Origin of the sequence: Streptococcus sp. ACS2, assembly GCF_000525585.1 — a bacterium.
GTDB lineage: Bacteria > Bacillota > Bacilli > Lactobacillales > Streptococcaceae > Streptococcus.
The window spans coordinates 51453-68296 of record NZ_JALT01000038.1 but is presented as its reverse complement, the minus strand read 5'-3'; the positions used below and the strand labels follow the sequence as shown (position 1 = coordinate 68296).

The window sequence follows — 16844 nt, the reverse complement described above, 5'->3', positions numbered from 1 at the left end:
GAAAGAAAAGAGGCATTTTTAGAGTGCAAGATAATAATTTAATTGACGTTAATTTGACGTCTGAGATGAAGACGAGCTTTATCGATTATGCCATGAGTGTTATCGTGTCTCGTGCTCTTCCAGATGTTCGTGACGGTTTAAAACCTGTACAACGTCGTATTCTTTATGGAATGAATGAGCTTGGGGTGACACCTGATAAGCCACATAAAAAATCTGCCCGTATTACCGGGGATGTCATGGGTAAATATCACCCACACGGGGACTCATCTATCTATGAAGCCATGGTCCGTATGGCGCAATGGTGGAGCTACCGTTACATGTTGGTTGATGGTCACGGGAACTTTGGTTCTATGGACGGAGATGGGGCTGCCGCTCAGCGTTATACTGAGGCGCGTATGTCTAAAATCGCCTTGGAAATGCTTCGTGATCTTAACAAGAATACTGTAGATTTCCAAGATAACTATGATGGATCAGAACGTGAGCCAATCGTTCTTCCGTCACGTATTCCCAACCTTCTTGTCAATGGTGCGACAGGGATTGCTGTTGGTATGGCGACTAACATTCCACCACACAATTTGGCTGAAACGATTGATGCTGTCAAATTGATGATGGATAATCCTGAAGTCACAACGCGTGAACTGATGGAAGTTCTTCCTGGACCAGACTTTCCAACTGGAGGCTTGGTCATGGGGAAATCTGGTATTCACCGTGCTTATGAAACTGGTAAGGGTTCTATTGTCCTTCGTTCGCGTACCGAAATTGAAACAACTAAATCAGGTCGTGAGCGTATTGTTGTCACTGAGTTTCCTTACATGGTCAATAAGACCAAGGTCCATGAACATATTGTGCGTTTAGCTCAAGAAAAACGTATTGAGGGGATTACAGCAGTCCGTGACGAGTCTTCTCGTGAAGGGGTACGCTTTGTCATCGAAGTGCGTCGTGATGCTTCGGCCAATGTTATCTTGAACAATTTGTTCAAATTAACGCAACTTCAGACTAACTTTAGTTTCAACATGTTGGCCATTGAAAAGGGTGTTCCTAAAATTCTTTCTTTGCGTCAAATCTTGGCTGACTATATTGCTCACCAACAAGAAGTTGTGGTTCGTCGTACACAGTTTGATAAAGACAAGGCTGAAGCACGTGCCCACATTTTAGAAGGTTTGCTGATTGCGCTTGATCATTTGGATGAAGTGATTACGATTATTCGTAACAGTCAAACTGATGCAGAGGCTCAAGCCGAGTTGATGGCTCGCTTTGAACTCACTGAACGTCAAAGCCAAGCCATTCTTGATATGCGTTTGCGTCGTTTGACCGGTTTGGAACGTGATAAAATTCAAAATGAGTACAATGATCTCCTTGCCTTGATTGCTGATTTGGCTGATATTTTGGCAAAACCAGAGCGTGTCATTGCTATCATCAAGGAAGAGTTGGATGAAAGTAAGCGTAAATTCGCAGATGCTCGTCGTACAGAGCTGATGGTCGGTGAAGTTGTCTCACTTGAAGATGAAGACCTAATCGAAGAAGAGGATGTCGTTATCACTCTTTCTAACAAGGGATATATCAAACGTTTGGCTCAAGACGAATTCCGTTCTCAGAAACGTGGAGGTCGTGGAGTTCAAGGTACAGGTGTGAACGATGACGACTTTGTTCGTGATATCGTTTCAACAAGTACTCATGATCACCTTTACTTTATGACCAATAAAGGGCGTGTATACCGTCTTAAGGGTTATGAAATTCCTGAGTATGGTCGCACAGCCAAAGGTTTACCTATCGTTAATCTCTTGAAGTTGGACGAAGGTGAGACCATTCAAACAGTCATTAATGCCAAGAGTGAAGAAGCTTCTGAAAATAATCACCTAGTCTTTGTAACTCGTCAAGGTTTGGTTAAACGAACTAAGGAAGCCGAGTTCAAAAACATTCGCCAAAATGGTTTGATTGCCTTAAAACTTAGAGAAGGTGACGAGCTAATCAACGTCTTCTTGACTACTGGTAATGAAGAAATTGTCATTGGTACTAAATTTGGTTACAGTGTTCGCTTCAAAGAGGACACTATTCGAAGCATGAGTCGTATGGCTGCTGGTGTTAAAGGGGTAACTCTTCGTGATGGTGACCAAGTTGTTGGTGCAGCTGCCATTACAGAAAACCAAGAAGTCTTGATTATCACTGAAAAAGGTTACGGTAAGCGTACCTCAGCTACTGAATACCCAACGAAGGGTCGTGGTGGTAAAGGTATCAAGACTGCCAATATCACAGAGAAGAATGGTAACCTAGCAGGTATTGTAACAGTGTCTGGTGATGAGGATATCATGGTCATCACCGATACAGGTGTTATCATCCGTACTGCCGTTGCTAATATTTCACAAACTGGTCGTGCCACTCAAGGGGTTAAGGTCATGCGTTTGGATGACTCTGCTCGTATTGTAACCTTTGCTTTAGTTGAGCCAGAAGAAGTTGAACAAGCTTCCGAAGATCAAGAAAGTGGTGACAACTAATGAGCAAAGATAAGAAAAATAACGTAACAAAAAAACGCCGTAAGTGGCTTGATATTCTTCGCTGGGTGTTGATTGTTGTTCTCTTAGTTGTTGGTCTAGCCTTGATTTTCAATAAGTCTATTCGAAACACAGTGATTGCTTGGAATACAAATAAGTATCAAGTGAGCAAGGTTTCTAAAAAGACTATTGAGAAAAACAAGGAAGCTAAGACTAGCTTTGACTTTGATACCGTTAAATCAATTAGTACAGAGTCTGTCTTGCAGGCACAGATGGATGCTCAAGAGCTTCCTGTCGTTGGTGGTATTGCTATTCCAGAGGTAGGTATCAATCTCCCTATTTTCAAAGGACTTGGCAATACAGAGTTGACTTACGGTGCAGGAACGATGAAAGAAGATCAAGTCATGGGTGGTGAAAACAACTATTCACTAGCTAGCCACCACGTCTTTGGTATTGCCGGTGCATCTGACATGCTATTTTCACCACTAGATAAGGCTAAGGAAGGTATGAAGATTTATCTTACGGATAAAAATAAAGTCTATACTTATGTTATTAGTGAGGTGAAGGTGGTCCAACCAACTGAAGTAGCAGTAGTTGATGATACACCTGGCAAGTCTGAAGTTACCCTTGTAACTTGTACGGATGCCGAAGCAACTCAGCGTACAATCGTCAAAGGTGAATTGAAATCACAGGTAGATTTTGACAAGGCAAGTTCAGATATTATTGAAGCCTTTAATAAGTCATACAATCAATTTCAAAGTTAAAAAAGGGCCTTCGGGCCTTTTTCAATGGCGGAAAATATGTTTTTAAATACAGTGCACCATGTTGCTATTATTGTTTCTGATTATGACTTGTCTCGAGATTTTTATGTCAATAAACTTGGTTTTGAGATTATTCGGGAAAATCACCGTCCGGAACGTCATGATTATAAGTTAGACCTAAGCTGTGGAGGTATAGAACTGAAATCTTCGGCAATAAGACCAGTGATCCGAACTATGTGGAACCCCCAAAACGTCCGTCTTATCCTGAGGCATGTGGCTTACGTCATTTAGCTTTCAGAGTGACTAATATTGAAGAGGTCGTCCAAGAGTTAGAACAAAAGGGTATCTCCTGCCAACCTATTCGCAAGGACACTTTTACCGGTGAAAAGATGACTTTCTTTGCTGATCCAGATGGTCTTCCTTTGGAGTTGCACGAGTAGTTTTTTTGACCTTAATTTTTTAAGTCATGGTATAATAGGTGAGCGGCTGGGCCTAGAGTCAGTCGTCCTTTAGGAGATTATGGAATACTATTCTATTTTCGAAAGGAAACACACATGAAATTGAAAAAACTTCTTGTTACTGGGATGGCTATATTGGCTTCAGTAACAGCCTTTACTTCGGTTGCTCAAGCAGCAACATCATCACAAGTCCAAAAGGTTATTGATGAATCTTATGTTCAACCAGACTATGTGATGGGGTATTCATTGTCGGAAGAGCAACGAAATGAAACCTTGAATTTATTAGGGTATGATAGTAGTAAGGATACTAATGTCAAGACCTTGACGACATCTGCTTACGCTAATATCATGAATGTGGCTGACGATTCTAGTCTTCAGCTATATTCTTCGGTTAAGATTGCTAAGCTGGGTGCTAAGGAAACCTTGAGTGTAGAGATTGTGACACCGCAAAATATCACGAAAATCACTCCAGATATGTACCGTAATGCTGCCACGACACTTGGTATTGAACATGCTAAGATTACGGTAGCAGCACCAATTGCAGTTACAGGAGAAAGTGCCCTGGCTGGTATTTACTATTCCCTTGAGCAAAATGGGGCTAAAGTTTCAGATGAAAGTAAAGAGCTTGCGCAAGAGGAACTTAAAACCCTTTCTCAAATCAATGAGGAAAATTCTGGTAAGACTGACTATGATGCAGACAAGCTTAATGTAGCTATGACTGATATTAAGTCAGCTGTTGCTGATAAAGGGAATAAGTTGACTGAAGATCAAGCTAAAACGATTGTTCAGCAAACCATCAATAACTACAACTTGGATCTTTCTGATACGCAAGTTAATCTTCTGGTGAATTTTGCTTTGAATTTGTCTAAGTCTTCAATCATTGACAGTGCTAGCTTTAAGTCAACCTTGAGTTCACTTAAAGATTCTATCGTTTCGAAAGCTGGTAATACCTTCTCTGGAATCAACCTAAACTTTAATGCCAACAAAACCCTTGAGAATAGCAAAAATATTTTTGCACAAATTTGGCAAGCTATCGTAGATTTCTTTACAGGACTGTCTAAATAGTAAAAGAGCTATCCGTTGGATGGCTTTTTCTATTTTTCAGAAAATATGTGAAATGCTATTGAAATTATTCCAACAATTGTGTAAAATGGTAAACATCAATTCAGATTATTCTGAAAATTTGTTTTAGGAGATTCTCTTATGTCACAAACAAGTGTAACTAGTCAGTCTACCTGGCGTAGTAAAATAAAAGCAATGGGACCTGGTATCCTAATGGCTTCAGCGGCCGTAGGTGGTTCCCATATCGTTTCATCAACCCAAGCTGGTGGTTCTTATGGATGGGCCTTGTTAGGCTTGGTTATTCTAGCTAACCTCTTCAAATACCCATTCTTCCGTTTTGGTGCTGAGTATACCGCAGATACAGGTAAAACCCTCGTTGAAGGTTATGCTGAGAAAGGTAAATTCTATCTTTGGGTATTCTTCATTTTGAATGTTTTCTCAGCTTTGGTTAATACTGCGGGAGTTTCTATTCTTTGTTCAGCCATCATTGCTAGTGCCTTTCCAATGCTTGGTTTGAGTATTACCACATGGTCAATTATTTTGGTTGCCATTATCTGGGGTATGTTACTCTTTGGTGGTTACAAACTTCTTGATGGTATGGCTAAATGGATCATGTCAGCTTTGACTATTGCAACAGTAGCAGCAGTTATTATTGCGGCAATCAAACACCCAGAGTACAGTGCTGACTTCGTTGAAAAAACACCATGGCAGCTCGCAGCCCTTCCATTTATCGTTTCACTTCTTGGATGGATGCCAGCACCAATTGAAATTTCAGCCATTAACTCACTTTGGTCAGCTGAGAAAAAGAAAACTGTTGATTTCAACACTGATGATGCCCTCTTTGACTTTAACGTTGGTTACATCGGAACAGCTATTCTTGCGGTATTCTTTGTAGCACTCGGGGCTCTTATTCAGTATCCAACTGGTAAGCCTGTAGAAGCAGCATCAGCTAAGTATATTGCACAGTTTGTTGGTATGTACGCATCAGTACTTGGTGAATGGTCACGCTATTTGATTACCTTTATCGCTTTCTTGTGTATCTTTGGTACTGTAATTACCGTTATTGATGGTTACTCACGTGTTAACGAAATTTCTCTTCGTCTTTTGTTTAACCAAAAAGAAAAAAATCAAACACCTTTGAATGTTTGGATGACCTTGACAGCTATTCTTGGTCTCATCATTATTTTCTTCTTCCAAGGTCAAGTAGCAACCATGCTTCGTTTCGCCATGATTGGTTCATTCCTTACAACACCTTTCTTTGCGCTTTTGAATTACGTACTTGTTACAAAAGAGAAGAAAGACCTTCCAACTTGGTTGAAAGGACTTGCCATTGCAGGTTTGATCTTCTTGTTCGGATTTGCCCTCTTCTTTATCTGGGCTTTGGCTATTGGTAAAGCAGGTTAATAGGAATAAACGGTTTCCATATGGAAGCTGTTTTTTTATTTTATAAATATGGGAGTAGGAGAGCTTATACCCAAGAGCATACAAAAAAACCATTCCAATCGGAATGGCTTAACAACAAGATGTTGCTTATTTGAGACCGTATTTTTTGTTGAAACGATCCACGCGTCCGTCTGCTTGTGTGAATTTTTGACGGCCAGTGTAGAATGGGTGTGAATCTGATGAAATTTCTACACGGATAAGTGGGTAAGTTTCACCTTCGAATTCAACTGTTTCGTTTGAGTGTTTAGTTGAACCGCTAAGGAATTGGTAACCAGTAGTTGTGTCCATGAATACTACTTGACGGTAATCTGGATGGATATCTTTTTTCATGTTAAAATATTTCCTTTCTGCCATGGTACTTTCCGCACCATAGTTTTTTTTAACTATTTTAGTTTATCAAAAGGTGGTCTACTTGACAAGTCTTTTTTACTATTTTTTAGGAAATTCGCATTTTGTAAATGCCACCTGTCTGAAAGCAGTGATTGTCTTTATCAACGATGATTGCTTCCAGCTCAGCTTGTGAACTAACTTCCTGGAAAATATGTTCGAGACTAGAGCCAAATAAGCGGGTTGTCCAAATTTCACCATCCACTGAGAGGGATGAAATAATGGTAAGGCTGGCTAGGTCACTGGAGACTGGATAACCAGTTTGGCTATCAAAAATATGATGGTAGGTTTTGCCATCTATCTCAAAAGTACGTTCATAGATTCCCGAAGTGACCACAGACTGGTCTCTTATAGCAAGCACCATAAGATTTGTGTTTCTAGTCTCCTTAGGATTTTGAATACCAATTCGCCATTTGTGGTCAGGATTATGGAGAGCTGGTCCAAAGGTTAGGACATTACCCCCGAGATTGATTAGGGCGCTGGTTACTTTTTCAGCTTTGAGAAAATCTGCAATACGATCTGCAATATATCCCTTTGCCAGAGCACCAAGATCAATTTTCATCCCTTTTTCTTTGAGAAAAACACTTTGATTTTTCTCGGATAGAACAATAGCATCGGGATTGATGATATCCAGGAGCGGACGAATTTCTTCAGGAAGAGGCAGCTTAGCATCAGAAAAACCAATGCGCCAAGTCTGAATGAGAGGCCCAATAGCAATATTAAGGTGACTTCCAGGTTGGCAGCTATGCCATTTTCCAAGAGAAATAAGTTCAAAAAGTTCTGGGTGAACTGTCACTGGATGTAAGCCTGCTGCCTTGTTAATTTTCATGAGTTCGGAACTGTTGTCATTGGCTGAGAAGCGCTTATTGTAGGTATGTAGAAGTGCTTCAACTTGGTCTAGCAGGGGTTCTGGTTCTTTATGATAGATAGAGACGTCAATCACAGTTCCCATGAGACGTACACGACGATTAGTGAGTTGCATGGGCAACAGTATCCTTAATTTCTTGATAGATTTGTTCGTTTTCTTCTAAGCTGTAGGAATTGGCCCCACTAGCAAGTGGGTGGCCGCCACCATCATGGCGTTTGGCAATCTCGTTGATGACAATGCTTTTACTACGTAGACGGACACGGTAATGTCCCTCAGGCTGCTCTACGAAAATAGCCCAAGATTCGACACAATCAATACGTCCTGGAGTTCCAACAATAGCAGAACTTTCAGCATCAGTAACATTGAATTCATCCAAAATCTTTCGTGTCAAGACAACTCGAGCTGCACCATTTTCATCAACTTCTAGATTATCGAAAACATAACCTTGTAGTTTAGCAATTTTGAAAGGGAAACTGTCCATACGACGAGCCATTGCTGCAAAATCAAAGTCGTATTCACGAAGTTTAGCCGCGATTTGAAGTGTTTTAGGAGTAGTAGATGGAAAGAGGAAGCGGCCTGTATCACCAACAATACCATTGTAAAGAACACGCGCAGCGGCATCTGACAAGGAAAGGTCAAGGCTGAGGGCCCAGTCAGTTACAATTTCGCTGGCACTTGAAGCAGTCGTATCAACAAGTAGAAGATCACCGTAGGCATCATCGTTAGGATGATGGTCAATTTTGATAAGGAAGTCACCTTTATCATAACGATCGTCGTCGATACGAGGGGTGTTGGCTGTATCGGTAACAATAACAAGCGCCCCTTCATAATCTTGGTCAGTTACCTCATCCATCTCAGCAATCCAAGATAAGGTAGGCTCATTGACACCTGTCGCAAGAACTTTTTTATCTGGAAAGTTTGTTTTTAAAATTTCCTTCAGTCCCACTTGACTACCAATGGCATCAGGGTCAGGTCTTTGGTGGCGGTGAATAATAATAGTGTCGTAGGCTCTGATTTTTTCTAAAATAGCTTGAAATACAGTCATGAATGTCTCCTTGTAATTTTGCTTCTATTATATCATGAAACAATAGAAAAACGGTTAGCCTAGGCAAACCGTTATAAAAATTAGATCTCTTTATAGTCGACTTCAAGTCCCCGTTTAACCGCTGGACGGTCAGCAATTTTTTCAGTCCAAGCTTGAAGGTGCTTGTATTCTTTAACATCAAGGAAAATACCAGCCTTGTCCCAGATCTTATCTTGAGCAAGACGACCATACCAAGACCAGATAGCGATATCAGCGATAGTATACTCATCACCAGCAATATAAGGTTTGGTTGCTAATTCTTTATCAAGCAAGTCAAGTTGGCGTTTGGCTTCCATGGCAAAACGGTTGATGGCATATTCGATTTTTTCAGGTGCATAGTGGAAGAAGTGCCCAAAGCCACCACCTAGAAAAGGAGCAGCACCTGTTTGCCAAAAGAGCCAGTTGAGAACTTCTGTATGTTTTGCGTGATCAGTTGGAATGAGTTTGCCGAATTTTTCAGCCAAGTAAAGGAGGATGTTAGCTGATTCGAAGACACGAACTGGTTGGTCTTCAGAGTAATCCATCATGGCTGGAATCTTTGAGTTTGGATTGATTGAAACAAAGTCTGAGCCGAATTGGTCACCATCACCAATCTTAATACGATAAGCGTCATAACCCGCTTGAGTCACACCAAGTTCTTTCAATTCTTCCAGCATGATAGTTGCCTTGATACCATTTGGTGTCGGAAGAGTATAGAGTTGGAAAGGTTGGTCACCTTTAGGTAGAGTTTGTTCAAAACGTGCACCAGCTGTAGGTTGATTGAGGCCACCCCAGGCACCTCCCATAGAGGTTGGGTTTTCCCAAACTTCTGGTAAAATATAGTCAGACATAAAGTTTCTCCTTGTATTCTTGATAGTTACATCCTAACAAAATGCTAATGGCATTTCAAGAATCTACTACGTCCTATTAGGCGCGATACCTTGACTTTTTCTATAAGAATGATAAGATAGTAAAAATTAATTTTTATCTGATAAAAAACATATTGTTTAGAGAGGAAGAAAAGAATGACTGCTATTGATTTTCATAAGTTGGCTAAAACAGAACTACACTGTCATTTGGATGGTTCTCTATCATTGGAAACCATTCGCCACCTAGCTGACTTGGCACAGATTGAGTTACCTGAGGACGATGCGGAGCTCAAACACCATGTGACAGCACCTGCTACCTGTGAGAGTCTCTTAGATTATCTTGAGGCTTTTGATTATATTCGTCCTTTGCTTCAAACAAAGGAAGCCTTGACCGTTGCGGCTTATGATGTTGCTAAACAGGCTGCTCTTGAAAATGTTATCTATATTGAAGTGCGTTTTGCTCCAGAATTGTCAATGGATAAGGGATTGACTGTCGCTGAAACCATTGATGCTGTTTGTCAAGGCTTACGTCAAGCTCAAGAAGAATTCGGTATTGTAGCCAAGGCCCTAGTTTGTGGCATGCGCCAATCAGATCAAGAATTAACGGCTCGTATTCTTGATGAAGCAAATGAAGTTGAAGATAGTGACTTTGTTGGTTTTGATTTTGCTGGAGATGAGCATCATTATGGACCTAAAGCGATTAAACCTCTAATTGAACAAGTCCAAAGTTACAACCGTCCGATGACTTTTCATGCTGGTGAGTGTGGTTGCCCAGCCTTTTTGGCTGAGTCAATTGCCATGGGAATTAAGCGTAATGGTCATGCAACGATCCTGGCTCAAGAGCCTGAGCTTCTGGAAGAGTTTGTCAAAAATGGTGTCACAGGAGAGTTATGTTTAACAAGTAATCTCCAGACTAAGGCTGCTATTACAGTTGATGATTTTCCTTATCTAAAAATGAAAGCGGCAGGGGCTAATATTACCATTAATACGGACAATCGTACCGTTTCTGATACAAACCTGACCAAAGAGTACGAACTCTATCACAAGCATTTTGATAGCTCATTTCAAGACTTCTATGCTCATAATAAGACAGCAATCGAAGCTTCATTTGCTAGTGATGAGGAGAAAGAAGAACTCCTTGAAAAATTGGCTAAAGCCTATTCATAAGAAGTAAATAGACTGGTAAAACTTTATAAAGGTGATAAAATTGAGCCATTTGGAACATCAGTTAAACCTATCATAAAAATAGGGGAGAGAGGCGAACTTTTTTCAAAAATTGTTCAGTCTCCCTCCCTTTTACGCTTGGAATTATGATAAAATAAGTACAATACATATTTTAGAGGAGACTGGTTTGGCACAACTTTATTTTCGCTACGGCACCATGAATTCTGGGAAATCCATTGAGATTCTTAAGGTTGCCTATAATTACGAAGAACAAGGAAAACCAGTAGTATTGTTGACCAGTCGTTTGGATAATCGAGATGGGGTCGGCTATATCTCTAGTCGTATTGGCATGAAGCGGAAGGCCTATCCTATTGGTGATGATACGGATATTTTTGGTTACATTGCTCATATGGATCCACGACCTTACTGTGTTTTAGTTGATGAGGCTCAGTTTTTGACCCGTGCGAATGTCTATGATTTGGCACGAATTGTTGATGAGTTAGATATCCCAGTGATGGCTTTTGGTCTCAAAAATGATTTTCAGAACAATCTCTTTGAAGGTTCTAAATATCTTTTGCTATTGTCTGATAAGATTGATGAAATCAAGACTATTTGTCATTATTGCTCGAGAAAGGCAACCATGGTTCTTCGTATGGAAGATGGTAAGCCAGTTTATGAGGGAGCACAAGTTCAAATTGGAGGACACGAGAGTTATATCTCTGTTTGCCGAAAGCACTGGTTTAATCCACCTCAAGAAAACATAATCCCTTTGAATAAGGCCTAAAAACGACTATTAGTTATATAAGGAGTAAAGATAACAAATGAATATTTATGATCAGTTACAAGCGGTTGAAGACCGTTATGAGGAATTGGGTGAATTGCTTAGTGACCCTGAAGTCGTTTCAGACACTAAACGTTTCATGGAGTTGTCGCGTGAAGAAGCAAATACTCGTGAAACGGTGACAGCTTACCGAGAGTACAAGCAAGTCATCCAAAGTATCTCAGATGCTGAAGAGATGATTAAGGAAGCAAGCGGTGATCCTGACTTGGAAGAAATGGCTAAGGAAGAACTCAAAGAATCTAAAGCCGCTAAAGAAGAGTATGAAGAACGTTTGAAAATTCTTCTCTTGCCAAAAGACCCTAATGATGACAAGAATATTATCCTCGAAATCCGTGGAGCCGCAGGTGGTGATGAAGCTGCCTTGTTTGCAGGTGACCTTTTAGCTATGTACCAAAAATACGCAGAAACACAAGGTTGGCGCTTCGAGGTCATGGAAGCTTCTTACAATGGTGTCGGTGGTATCAAAGAAGTGGTTGCCATGGTTTCAGGACAATCAGTCTACTCTAAACTCAAATATGAATCTGGAGCACACCGTGTGCAACGTGTGCCTGTGACTGAGAGTCAAGGTCGTGTTCATACCTCGACAGCAACTGTTTTGGTCATGCCAGAAGTTGAAGAAGTAGAGTACGAAATTGATCCTAAGGACCTTCGTGTCGATATCTATCACGCTTCTGGTGCCGGTGGTCAGAACGTCAATAAGGTTGCGACTGCGGTTCGTATGGTTCACATTCCTACTGGAATCAAAGTAGAGATGCAAGAAGAACGTACACAACAGAAGAACCGTGATAAAGCCATGAAGATTATCCTTGCGCGTGTTGCGGACCACTTTGCACAGATTGCTCAAGATGAACAAGATGCTGAGCGTAAATCTACTGTTGGTACAGGGGATCGTTCAGAGCGTATCCGTACTTACAACTTCCCACAAAACCGTGTAACGGATCACCGTATTGGTTTGACCCTTCAAAAATTAGATACGATTTTGGCTGGGAAAATGGATGAAGTCATTGATGCTCTTGTTCTTTACGATCAAACTCAAAAATTGGAAGAGCTTAACAAATGATTTTAGCGGATGTTCTGGCTGACTATGAAAAGCAGCTTGAGGCTGTTGGAGAAGAGCCAGAGGCCCTTTCCTTTGTTTATCGTGGTTTGAAGCAATGGGACTTGACTCATTTTGTTCTTCAATTGCGTCAGGAAGTTTCAGAGGAGGATGCTGAGCTATTAGCTCATGCATTTAGCCAACTAAAGAATCACCATCCTGCCCAGTATATCTTGGGCTATGAAGACTTTCATGGTTTACGTTTTCAGGTTGATGAGCGTGTCTTGATTCCACGTCCTGAAACTGAAGAACTAGTGGACTTGATTTTAGCGGAAAATCCAAGCACAGAGCTTAAGGTTCTTGATATCGGAACTGGGAGTGGTGCTATTTCGGTATCCCTGAAAAAGAGTCGCCCCCTTTGGCAAGTAACAGCTAGTGACTTATCAGTGGATGCCTTAGTACTTGCTAAGGAGAATGCCAAGCTAAATCAGGTAGCCATCAGCTTTGTTCAATCAGATGTTTTCGAAAATATTTCTGGTAGTTTTGATATCATTGTGTCAAACCCTCCCTATATTTCTAAAAATGATAAGAACGAAGTTGGGGTCAATGTCTTGGCTAGCGAGCCAAAGATGGCCTTGTTTGCTGATGAAGAAGGGCTTGCCATTTATAGACAGATTATTGAGGAGGCATATAAGTATTTGACTCCTAGTGGAAAGCTCTACTTTGAAATTGGCTATAAGCAGGGAATGGATTTGAAAAAGCTCTTGTCTCTACATTTTCCTGATAAGCGAGTGCGTGTCCTTAAGGACCAATTTGGACAAGATAGAATGGTCGTGATGGATGATGAAAAGTAAGAAAGTATTAAGAGAAATCTTGGCTGACGGTGGTGCAGTCGTTCTTCCTACAGAGACTGTCTATGGTCTATTTGCTAAGGCTATGGATGAGAGTGCTGTAAACCATGTCTATGAGCTGAAAAATCGTCCTAGAGATAAAGCTATGAATTTGAATGTCGCTTCTTATGAAGATATCCTGTCCTACTCAAAAGAGCAACCCAAGTATTTAAAACAATTGTATGATGCTTTTTTGCCTGGACCTCTGACCATCATCTTAAAAGCTAATGATCAAGTACCTAGATGGATTAATTCAGGTTTGGCGACAGTTGGCTTCCGTTTGCCAAATCATCCTGTCACTAGAGAACTGATTCAATCTGAGGGCCCTTTGATTGGTCCATCTGCTAATAAGTCTGGGAAGGCTAGTGGTCGTTATTTTGACCAAATAAGAGCGCAATTTGATTTTCAGGTGACAGGCTATCAAGATGATGATGCCTTGTTAGGTGTAGATTCGACAATATTGGATTTGTCGGTCTCACCTGCTAAGATTCTCAGACAAGGAAAAATTACAAAAGAAGACCTATTGGCGGCTCTACCCGAGTTGACCATAGAATAAATGACTAACAGAGACCTATGGAAGTGTGAGATAATTTCCGATTGTATGTGGGTGAGTTGATTGAACCCCATTAGACCTCAAAGGAGACCTCTATGATTTTTGATAAAGAAGATTACAAAGCATTTGACCCTGAACTATGGAATGCCATCGATGCTGAGGCAGAACGTCAGCAAAACAATATTGAGTTGATTGCCTCTGAGAACGTGGTATCTAAAGCAGTAATGGCTGCTCAAGGAACTCTCTTGACTAACAAGTACGCAGAAGGCTATCCAGGTAAACGTTACTATGGTGGTACAGACGTGATTGATGTAGTTGAGTCTCTTGCTATTGAGCGTGCCAAAGAACTTTTTGGAGCAAAATTTGCCAACGTGCAACCTCACTCAGGTAGTCAAGCCAATGCAGCAGTTTACATGTCTTTGATCCAACCAGGTGATACGGTTATGGGAATGGATTTGTCAGCGGGTGGTCACTTGACACATGGTGCACCAGTTAGCTTCTCTGGTAAGACCTATAACTTTGTGGCTTACAACGTTGATAAAGAAACTGAACTTCTTGATTACGATGCTATTCTGGCTCAAGCTAAAGAAGTACAACCAAAACTCATCGTGGCTGGGGCTTCAGCTTACTCACGTATCATTGATTTTGCTAAATTCCGTGAAATTGCTGATGCTGTAGGTGCTTACCTCATGGTAGATATGGCTCACATTGCTGGTCTTGTAGCCTCTGGTCATCATCCAAGTCCAGTTCCTCATGCACATGTGACCACTACAACAACTCACAAGACACTTCGTGGTCCTCGTGGTGGTTTGATTTTGACTGATGATGAAGATATCGCTAAGAAATTGAATTCTGCGGTCTTCCCTGGTTTGCAAGGTGGTCCATTGGAACACGTTATTGCTGCTAAGGCTGTTGCTCTTAAAGAAGCACTTGACCCTGCCTTTAAGGAATATGGGGAAAATGTTATCAAGAACGCAGCTGCCATGGCTGACGTTTTCAATCAACATCCAGATTTCCGTGTTATCTCAGGTGGAACTAACAATCACCTCTTCTTGGTTGATGTGACTAAGGTTGTTGAAAATGGTAAGGTTGCGCAAAATGTTCTTGAAGAAGTTAATATTACTTTGAACAAGAATGGTATTCCATATGAGCAATTGTCTCCATTCAAGACATCTGGTATCCGTGTTGGTAGTCCAGCTATTACGAGTCGTGGTATGGGTGAAGCTGAGAGCCGTAAAATTGCTGAATTGATGGTTCAAGCTTTGGAAAATCACGATAAACCTGAAGTTTTGGAAGAGATTCGTGGAGAAGTTAAAGCTCTTACAGATGCCTTCCCACTCTATTAAAAACTATGTTAGATTTATATATTAAACGCATTGTCATTCACCAGTTTTCGCCAAATGATACGGAGCTGGTTTTAGCAGAAGGGCCTCTTGAAATAACGCCTCGCTTAGATGAGTATTTTCGAAAGAAACTCACTAAGGTTTTCTCTGATGAGGCTAAACGTGGCTATTTCGATGCGGAAAATGTTTTTATCAGTCATCTAGGAGATGATTTGATGGAAAGTTCTGTTAAAATTTCCCAACTTTGGAAGGAAGAATTTGTCATTTCTGAAGATCAAAAGACCAATGATTTGGTCTTTATTCAGTTTGATAAAGAAGGGCAAGAATATTTTGCTTTCTTGCGTATTGCTCTCAAGGACAGTTTGATTCATTCTTTGGGAGATAGTCAGCATCCTATTCAATTGTCACAAAATAATTTGCCATCTGCGGCCCAGACACCTGATGAAGCTTTGGTAATCAATCGTAGTAGTAAGCAGTATTATTTGATTGAAAAGCGAATCAAGCATAATGGAAGCTTTGCCAATTATTTCTCTGAAAATTTGTTACAGGTTCAGCCTGAACAATCTGTCAAAAAATCGATTAAGATGGTTGAAGATACTGCCCAGAAGATTGCCGAGAATTTTAATCAGGATGACTTTAACTTCCAAGGAAAAATGAAATCTGCTATTTTCAATAATTTGGAAGAAGACCAAGAGTTATCACCTGAAAAATTGGCAGACCAGCTCTTTGATAATAATTTGACAGCTCGTTTGACTTTCGTTGATGAGCTCAAAGAGGCTATACCTGAGCCTATTTCGGTATCAGATATTGACCATTCACGTCAAATTAAGAAATTGGAGAATCAAAAATTATCGTTATCGAACGGAATTGAGTTAATCGTGCCTAATAATGTGTATCAGGATGCTGATAGTGTTGAATTTATTCAAAATCCTGATGGCACCTACTCTATTCTCATCAAAAATATCGAGGATATCATCAATAAATAATATGTTTAAATGGATAAGACGTCTGGCGGTTTTTGTCGTAGTCCTCATCATAGGTATCCAATGTTATCGAATCCATGCCAATATTCAACATGTCTTAACCTATGAATCCATGGTTAAGGAGGTTTTGGCTGAAGACGACATTGATAATACAACCAATGTTGATTTGGTGTTGGCTATGATCTACACAGAAACCAAGGGGAAGACAGATGACGTGATGCAGTCCAGTGAAAGTTCTACAGGGGTGACTAACTCCATCACAGATCGAAAAGAAAGTATTCGTCAAGGGGTGACGGTGCTGTCAGAAAATCTGGAAGAAGCTGCCCACCATAAGGTGGATCCTTGGACAGCAGTACAAGCTTATAATTTTGGTAAGGCCTATATCGATTATGTGGCTGATAATGGTGGAGTTAACACCGTTGAATTAGCAAAAGCTTATTCAAAAAATGTCGTTGCTCCGAGTCTAGGAAATACTAGTGGGGAAACCTATACTTATTATCAACCTGTTGCCATGTATTATGGTGGGGGTAAGCTTTATACAAATGGCGGAAATATTTATTACGCCAAAGAAGTGCAGTTTAACCTCTTTTTGATGCGTATGTTCTCTCGTCTCTAAGAGGATACACTTCATTCT

Annotated in this window: 16 protein-coding genes and 1 pseudogene; 13 read left to right on the top strand and 4 right to left on the bottom strand. The window is 40.6% G+C overall.

The window, feature by feature from the left end; genetic code table 11:
- Positions 1 to 23 precede the first annotated feature (23 nt).
- The 5 genes and pseudogenes from gyrA (at position 24) to HMPREF1517_RS07775 (ending at position 6174) form a co-directional block, all read left to right on the top strand.
- Positions 24 to 2492 carry a DNA gyrase subunit A gene (gene gyrA, locus HMPREF1517_RS07795; RefSeq protein WP_037600831.1) on the top strand — a complete coding sequence of 823 codons (2469 nt, stop codon included), beginning with the start codon at positions 24 to 26 and terminating at the stop codon, positions 2490 to 2492.
- A complete protein-coding gene (locus HMPREF1517_RS07790) occupies positions 2492 to 3253 on the top strand; it encodes a class A sortase (RefSeq protein WP_037600766.1) in 762 nt (253 codons plus the stop codon). The genes gyrA and HMPREF1517_RS07790 overlap by 1 nt, the downstream gene beginning before the upstream one ends.
- A gap of 36 nt (positions 3254 to 3289) precedes the next feature.
- Positions 3290 to 3690: pseudogene (gloA2, locus tag HMPREF1517_RS07785) on the top strand (SMU1112c/YaeR family gloxylase I-like metalloprotein).
- Between the two features lie 114 nt (positions 3691 to 3804).
- A complete protein-coding gene (locus tag HMPREF1517_RS07780) occupies positions 3805 to 4773 on the top strand; it encodes a DUF1002 domain-containing protein (protein ID WP_037600827.1) in 969 nt (322 codons plus the stop codon).
- Between the two features lie 138 nt (positions 4774 to 4911).
- On the top strand, positions 4912 to 6174 hold the full coding sequence (locus tag HMPREF1517_RS07775; RefSeq protein WP_037600825.1) for an NRAMP family divalent metal transporter: 1263 nt from the start codon (positions 4912 to 4914) through the stop codon (positions 6172 to 6174).
- A gap of 126 nt (positions 6175 to 6300) precedes the next feature.
- Here HMPREF1517_RS07775 and HMPREF1517_RS07770 read toward each other — a convergent pair whose 3' ends face one another.
- The 4 genes from HMPREF1517_RS07770 to yghU all read right to left on the bottom strand — a co-directional run bounded on the left by HMPREF1517_RS07770 (position 6301) and on the right by yghU (position 9382).
- Entirely contained in the window at positions 6301 to 6543 is a 243-nt protein-coding gene (locus HMPREF1517_RS07770) for a type B 50S ribosomal protein L31 (RefSeq protein WP_003093591.1), read from the bottom strand.
- 106 nt (positions 6544 to 6649) lie between these two features.
- Entirely contained in the window at positions 6650 to 7582 is a 933-nt protein-coding gene (locus HMPREF1517_RS07765; RefSeq protein WP_037600822.1) for an FAD:protein FMN transferase, read from the bottom strand.
- Positions 7569 to 8513, bottom strand: coding sequence for a DHH family phosphoesterase (locus HMPREF1517_RS07760; protein WP_037600820.1), 945 nt, complete (start codon positions 8511 to 8513; stop codon positions 7569 to 7571). Before HMPREF1517_RS07760 ends, HMPREF1517_RS07765 begins: the two co-directional genes overlap by 14 nt.
- A gap of 80 nt (positions 8514 to 8593) precedes the next feature.
- On the bottom strand, positions 8594 to 9382 hold the full coding sequence (gene yghU, locus HMPREF1517_RS07755; protein ID WP_037600817.1) for a glutathione-dependent disulfide-bond oxidoreductase: 789 nt from the start codon (positions 9380 to 9382) through the stop codon (positions 8594 to 8596).
- A gap of 174 nt (positions 9383 to 9556) precedes the next feature.
- Between yghU and add the strand changes: the two genes are divergently transcribed.
- The 8 genes from add to HMPREF1517_RS07715 all read left to right on the top strand — a co-directional run bounded on the left by add (position 9557) and on the right by HMPREF1517_RS07715 (position 16826).
- Positions 9557 to 10567 (top strand): adenosine deaminase, encoded by a 1011-nt coding sequence (gene add / locus HMPREF1517_RS07750; RefSeq protein WP_037600814.1) that lies wholly within the window; start codon positions 9557 to 9559, stop codon positions 10565 to 10567.
- Positions 10568 to 10751: 184 nt separating this feature from the next.
- On the top strand, positions 10752 to 11348 hold the full coding sequence (locus tag HMPREF1517_RS07745; RefSeq protein ID WP_037600810.1) for a thymidine kinase: 597 nt from the start codon (positions 10752 to 10754) through the stop codon (positions 11346 to 11348).
- Between the two features lie 37 nt (positions 11349 to 11385).
- On the top strand, positions 11386 to 12465 hold the full coding sequence (gene prfA, locus HMPREF1517_RS07740; protein ID WP_037600808.1) for a peptide chain release factor 1: 1080 nt from the start codon (positions 11386 to 11388) through the stop codon (positions 12463 to 12465).
- Positions 12462 to 13295: a peptide chain release factor N(5)-glutamine methyltransferase gene (prmC, locus tag HMPREF1517_RS07735; RefSeq protein WP_037600804.1), complete on the top strand. Its 834-nt coding sequence runs from the start codon at positions 12462 to 12464 to the stop codon at positions 13293 to 13295. Before prfA ends, prmC begins: the two co-directional genes overlap by 4 nt.
- Entirely contained in the window at positions 13282 to 13887 is a 606-nt protein-coding gene (locus HMPREF1517_RS07730) for an L-threonylcarbamoyladenylate synthase (protein ID WP_037600801.1), read from the top strand. The genes prmC and HMPREF1517_RS07730 overlap by 14 nt, the downstream gene beginning before the upstream one ends.
- Before the next feature lie 92 nt (positions 13888 to 13979).
- Positions 13980 to 15230: a serine hydroxymethyltransferase gene (gene glyA / locus HMPREF1517_RS07725; RefSeq protein WP_037600798.1), complete on the top strand. Its 1251-nt coding sequence runs from the start codon at positions 13980 to 13982 to the stop codon at positions 15228 to 15230.
- A 5-nt stretch (positions 15231 to 15235) separates the two neighbouring features.
- On the top strand, positions 15236 to 16213 hold the full coding sequence (locus tag HMPREF1517_RS07720) for a nucleoid-associated protein (protein ID WP_037600795.1): 978 nt from the start codon (positions 15236 to 15238) through the stop codon (positions 16211 to 16213).
- Position 16214: 1 nt separating this feature from the next.
- Positions 16215 to 16826, top strand: a complete 612-nt coding sequence (locus HMPREF1517_RS07715) for a lysozyme family protein (RefSeq protein ID WP_037600791.1) — start codon at positions 16215 to 16217, stop codon at positions 16824 to 16826.
- The last annotated feature ends 18 nt before the right edge of the window (positions 16827 to 16844 follow it).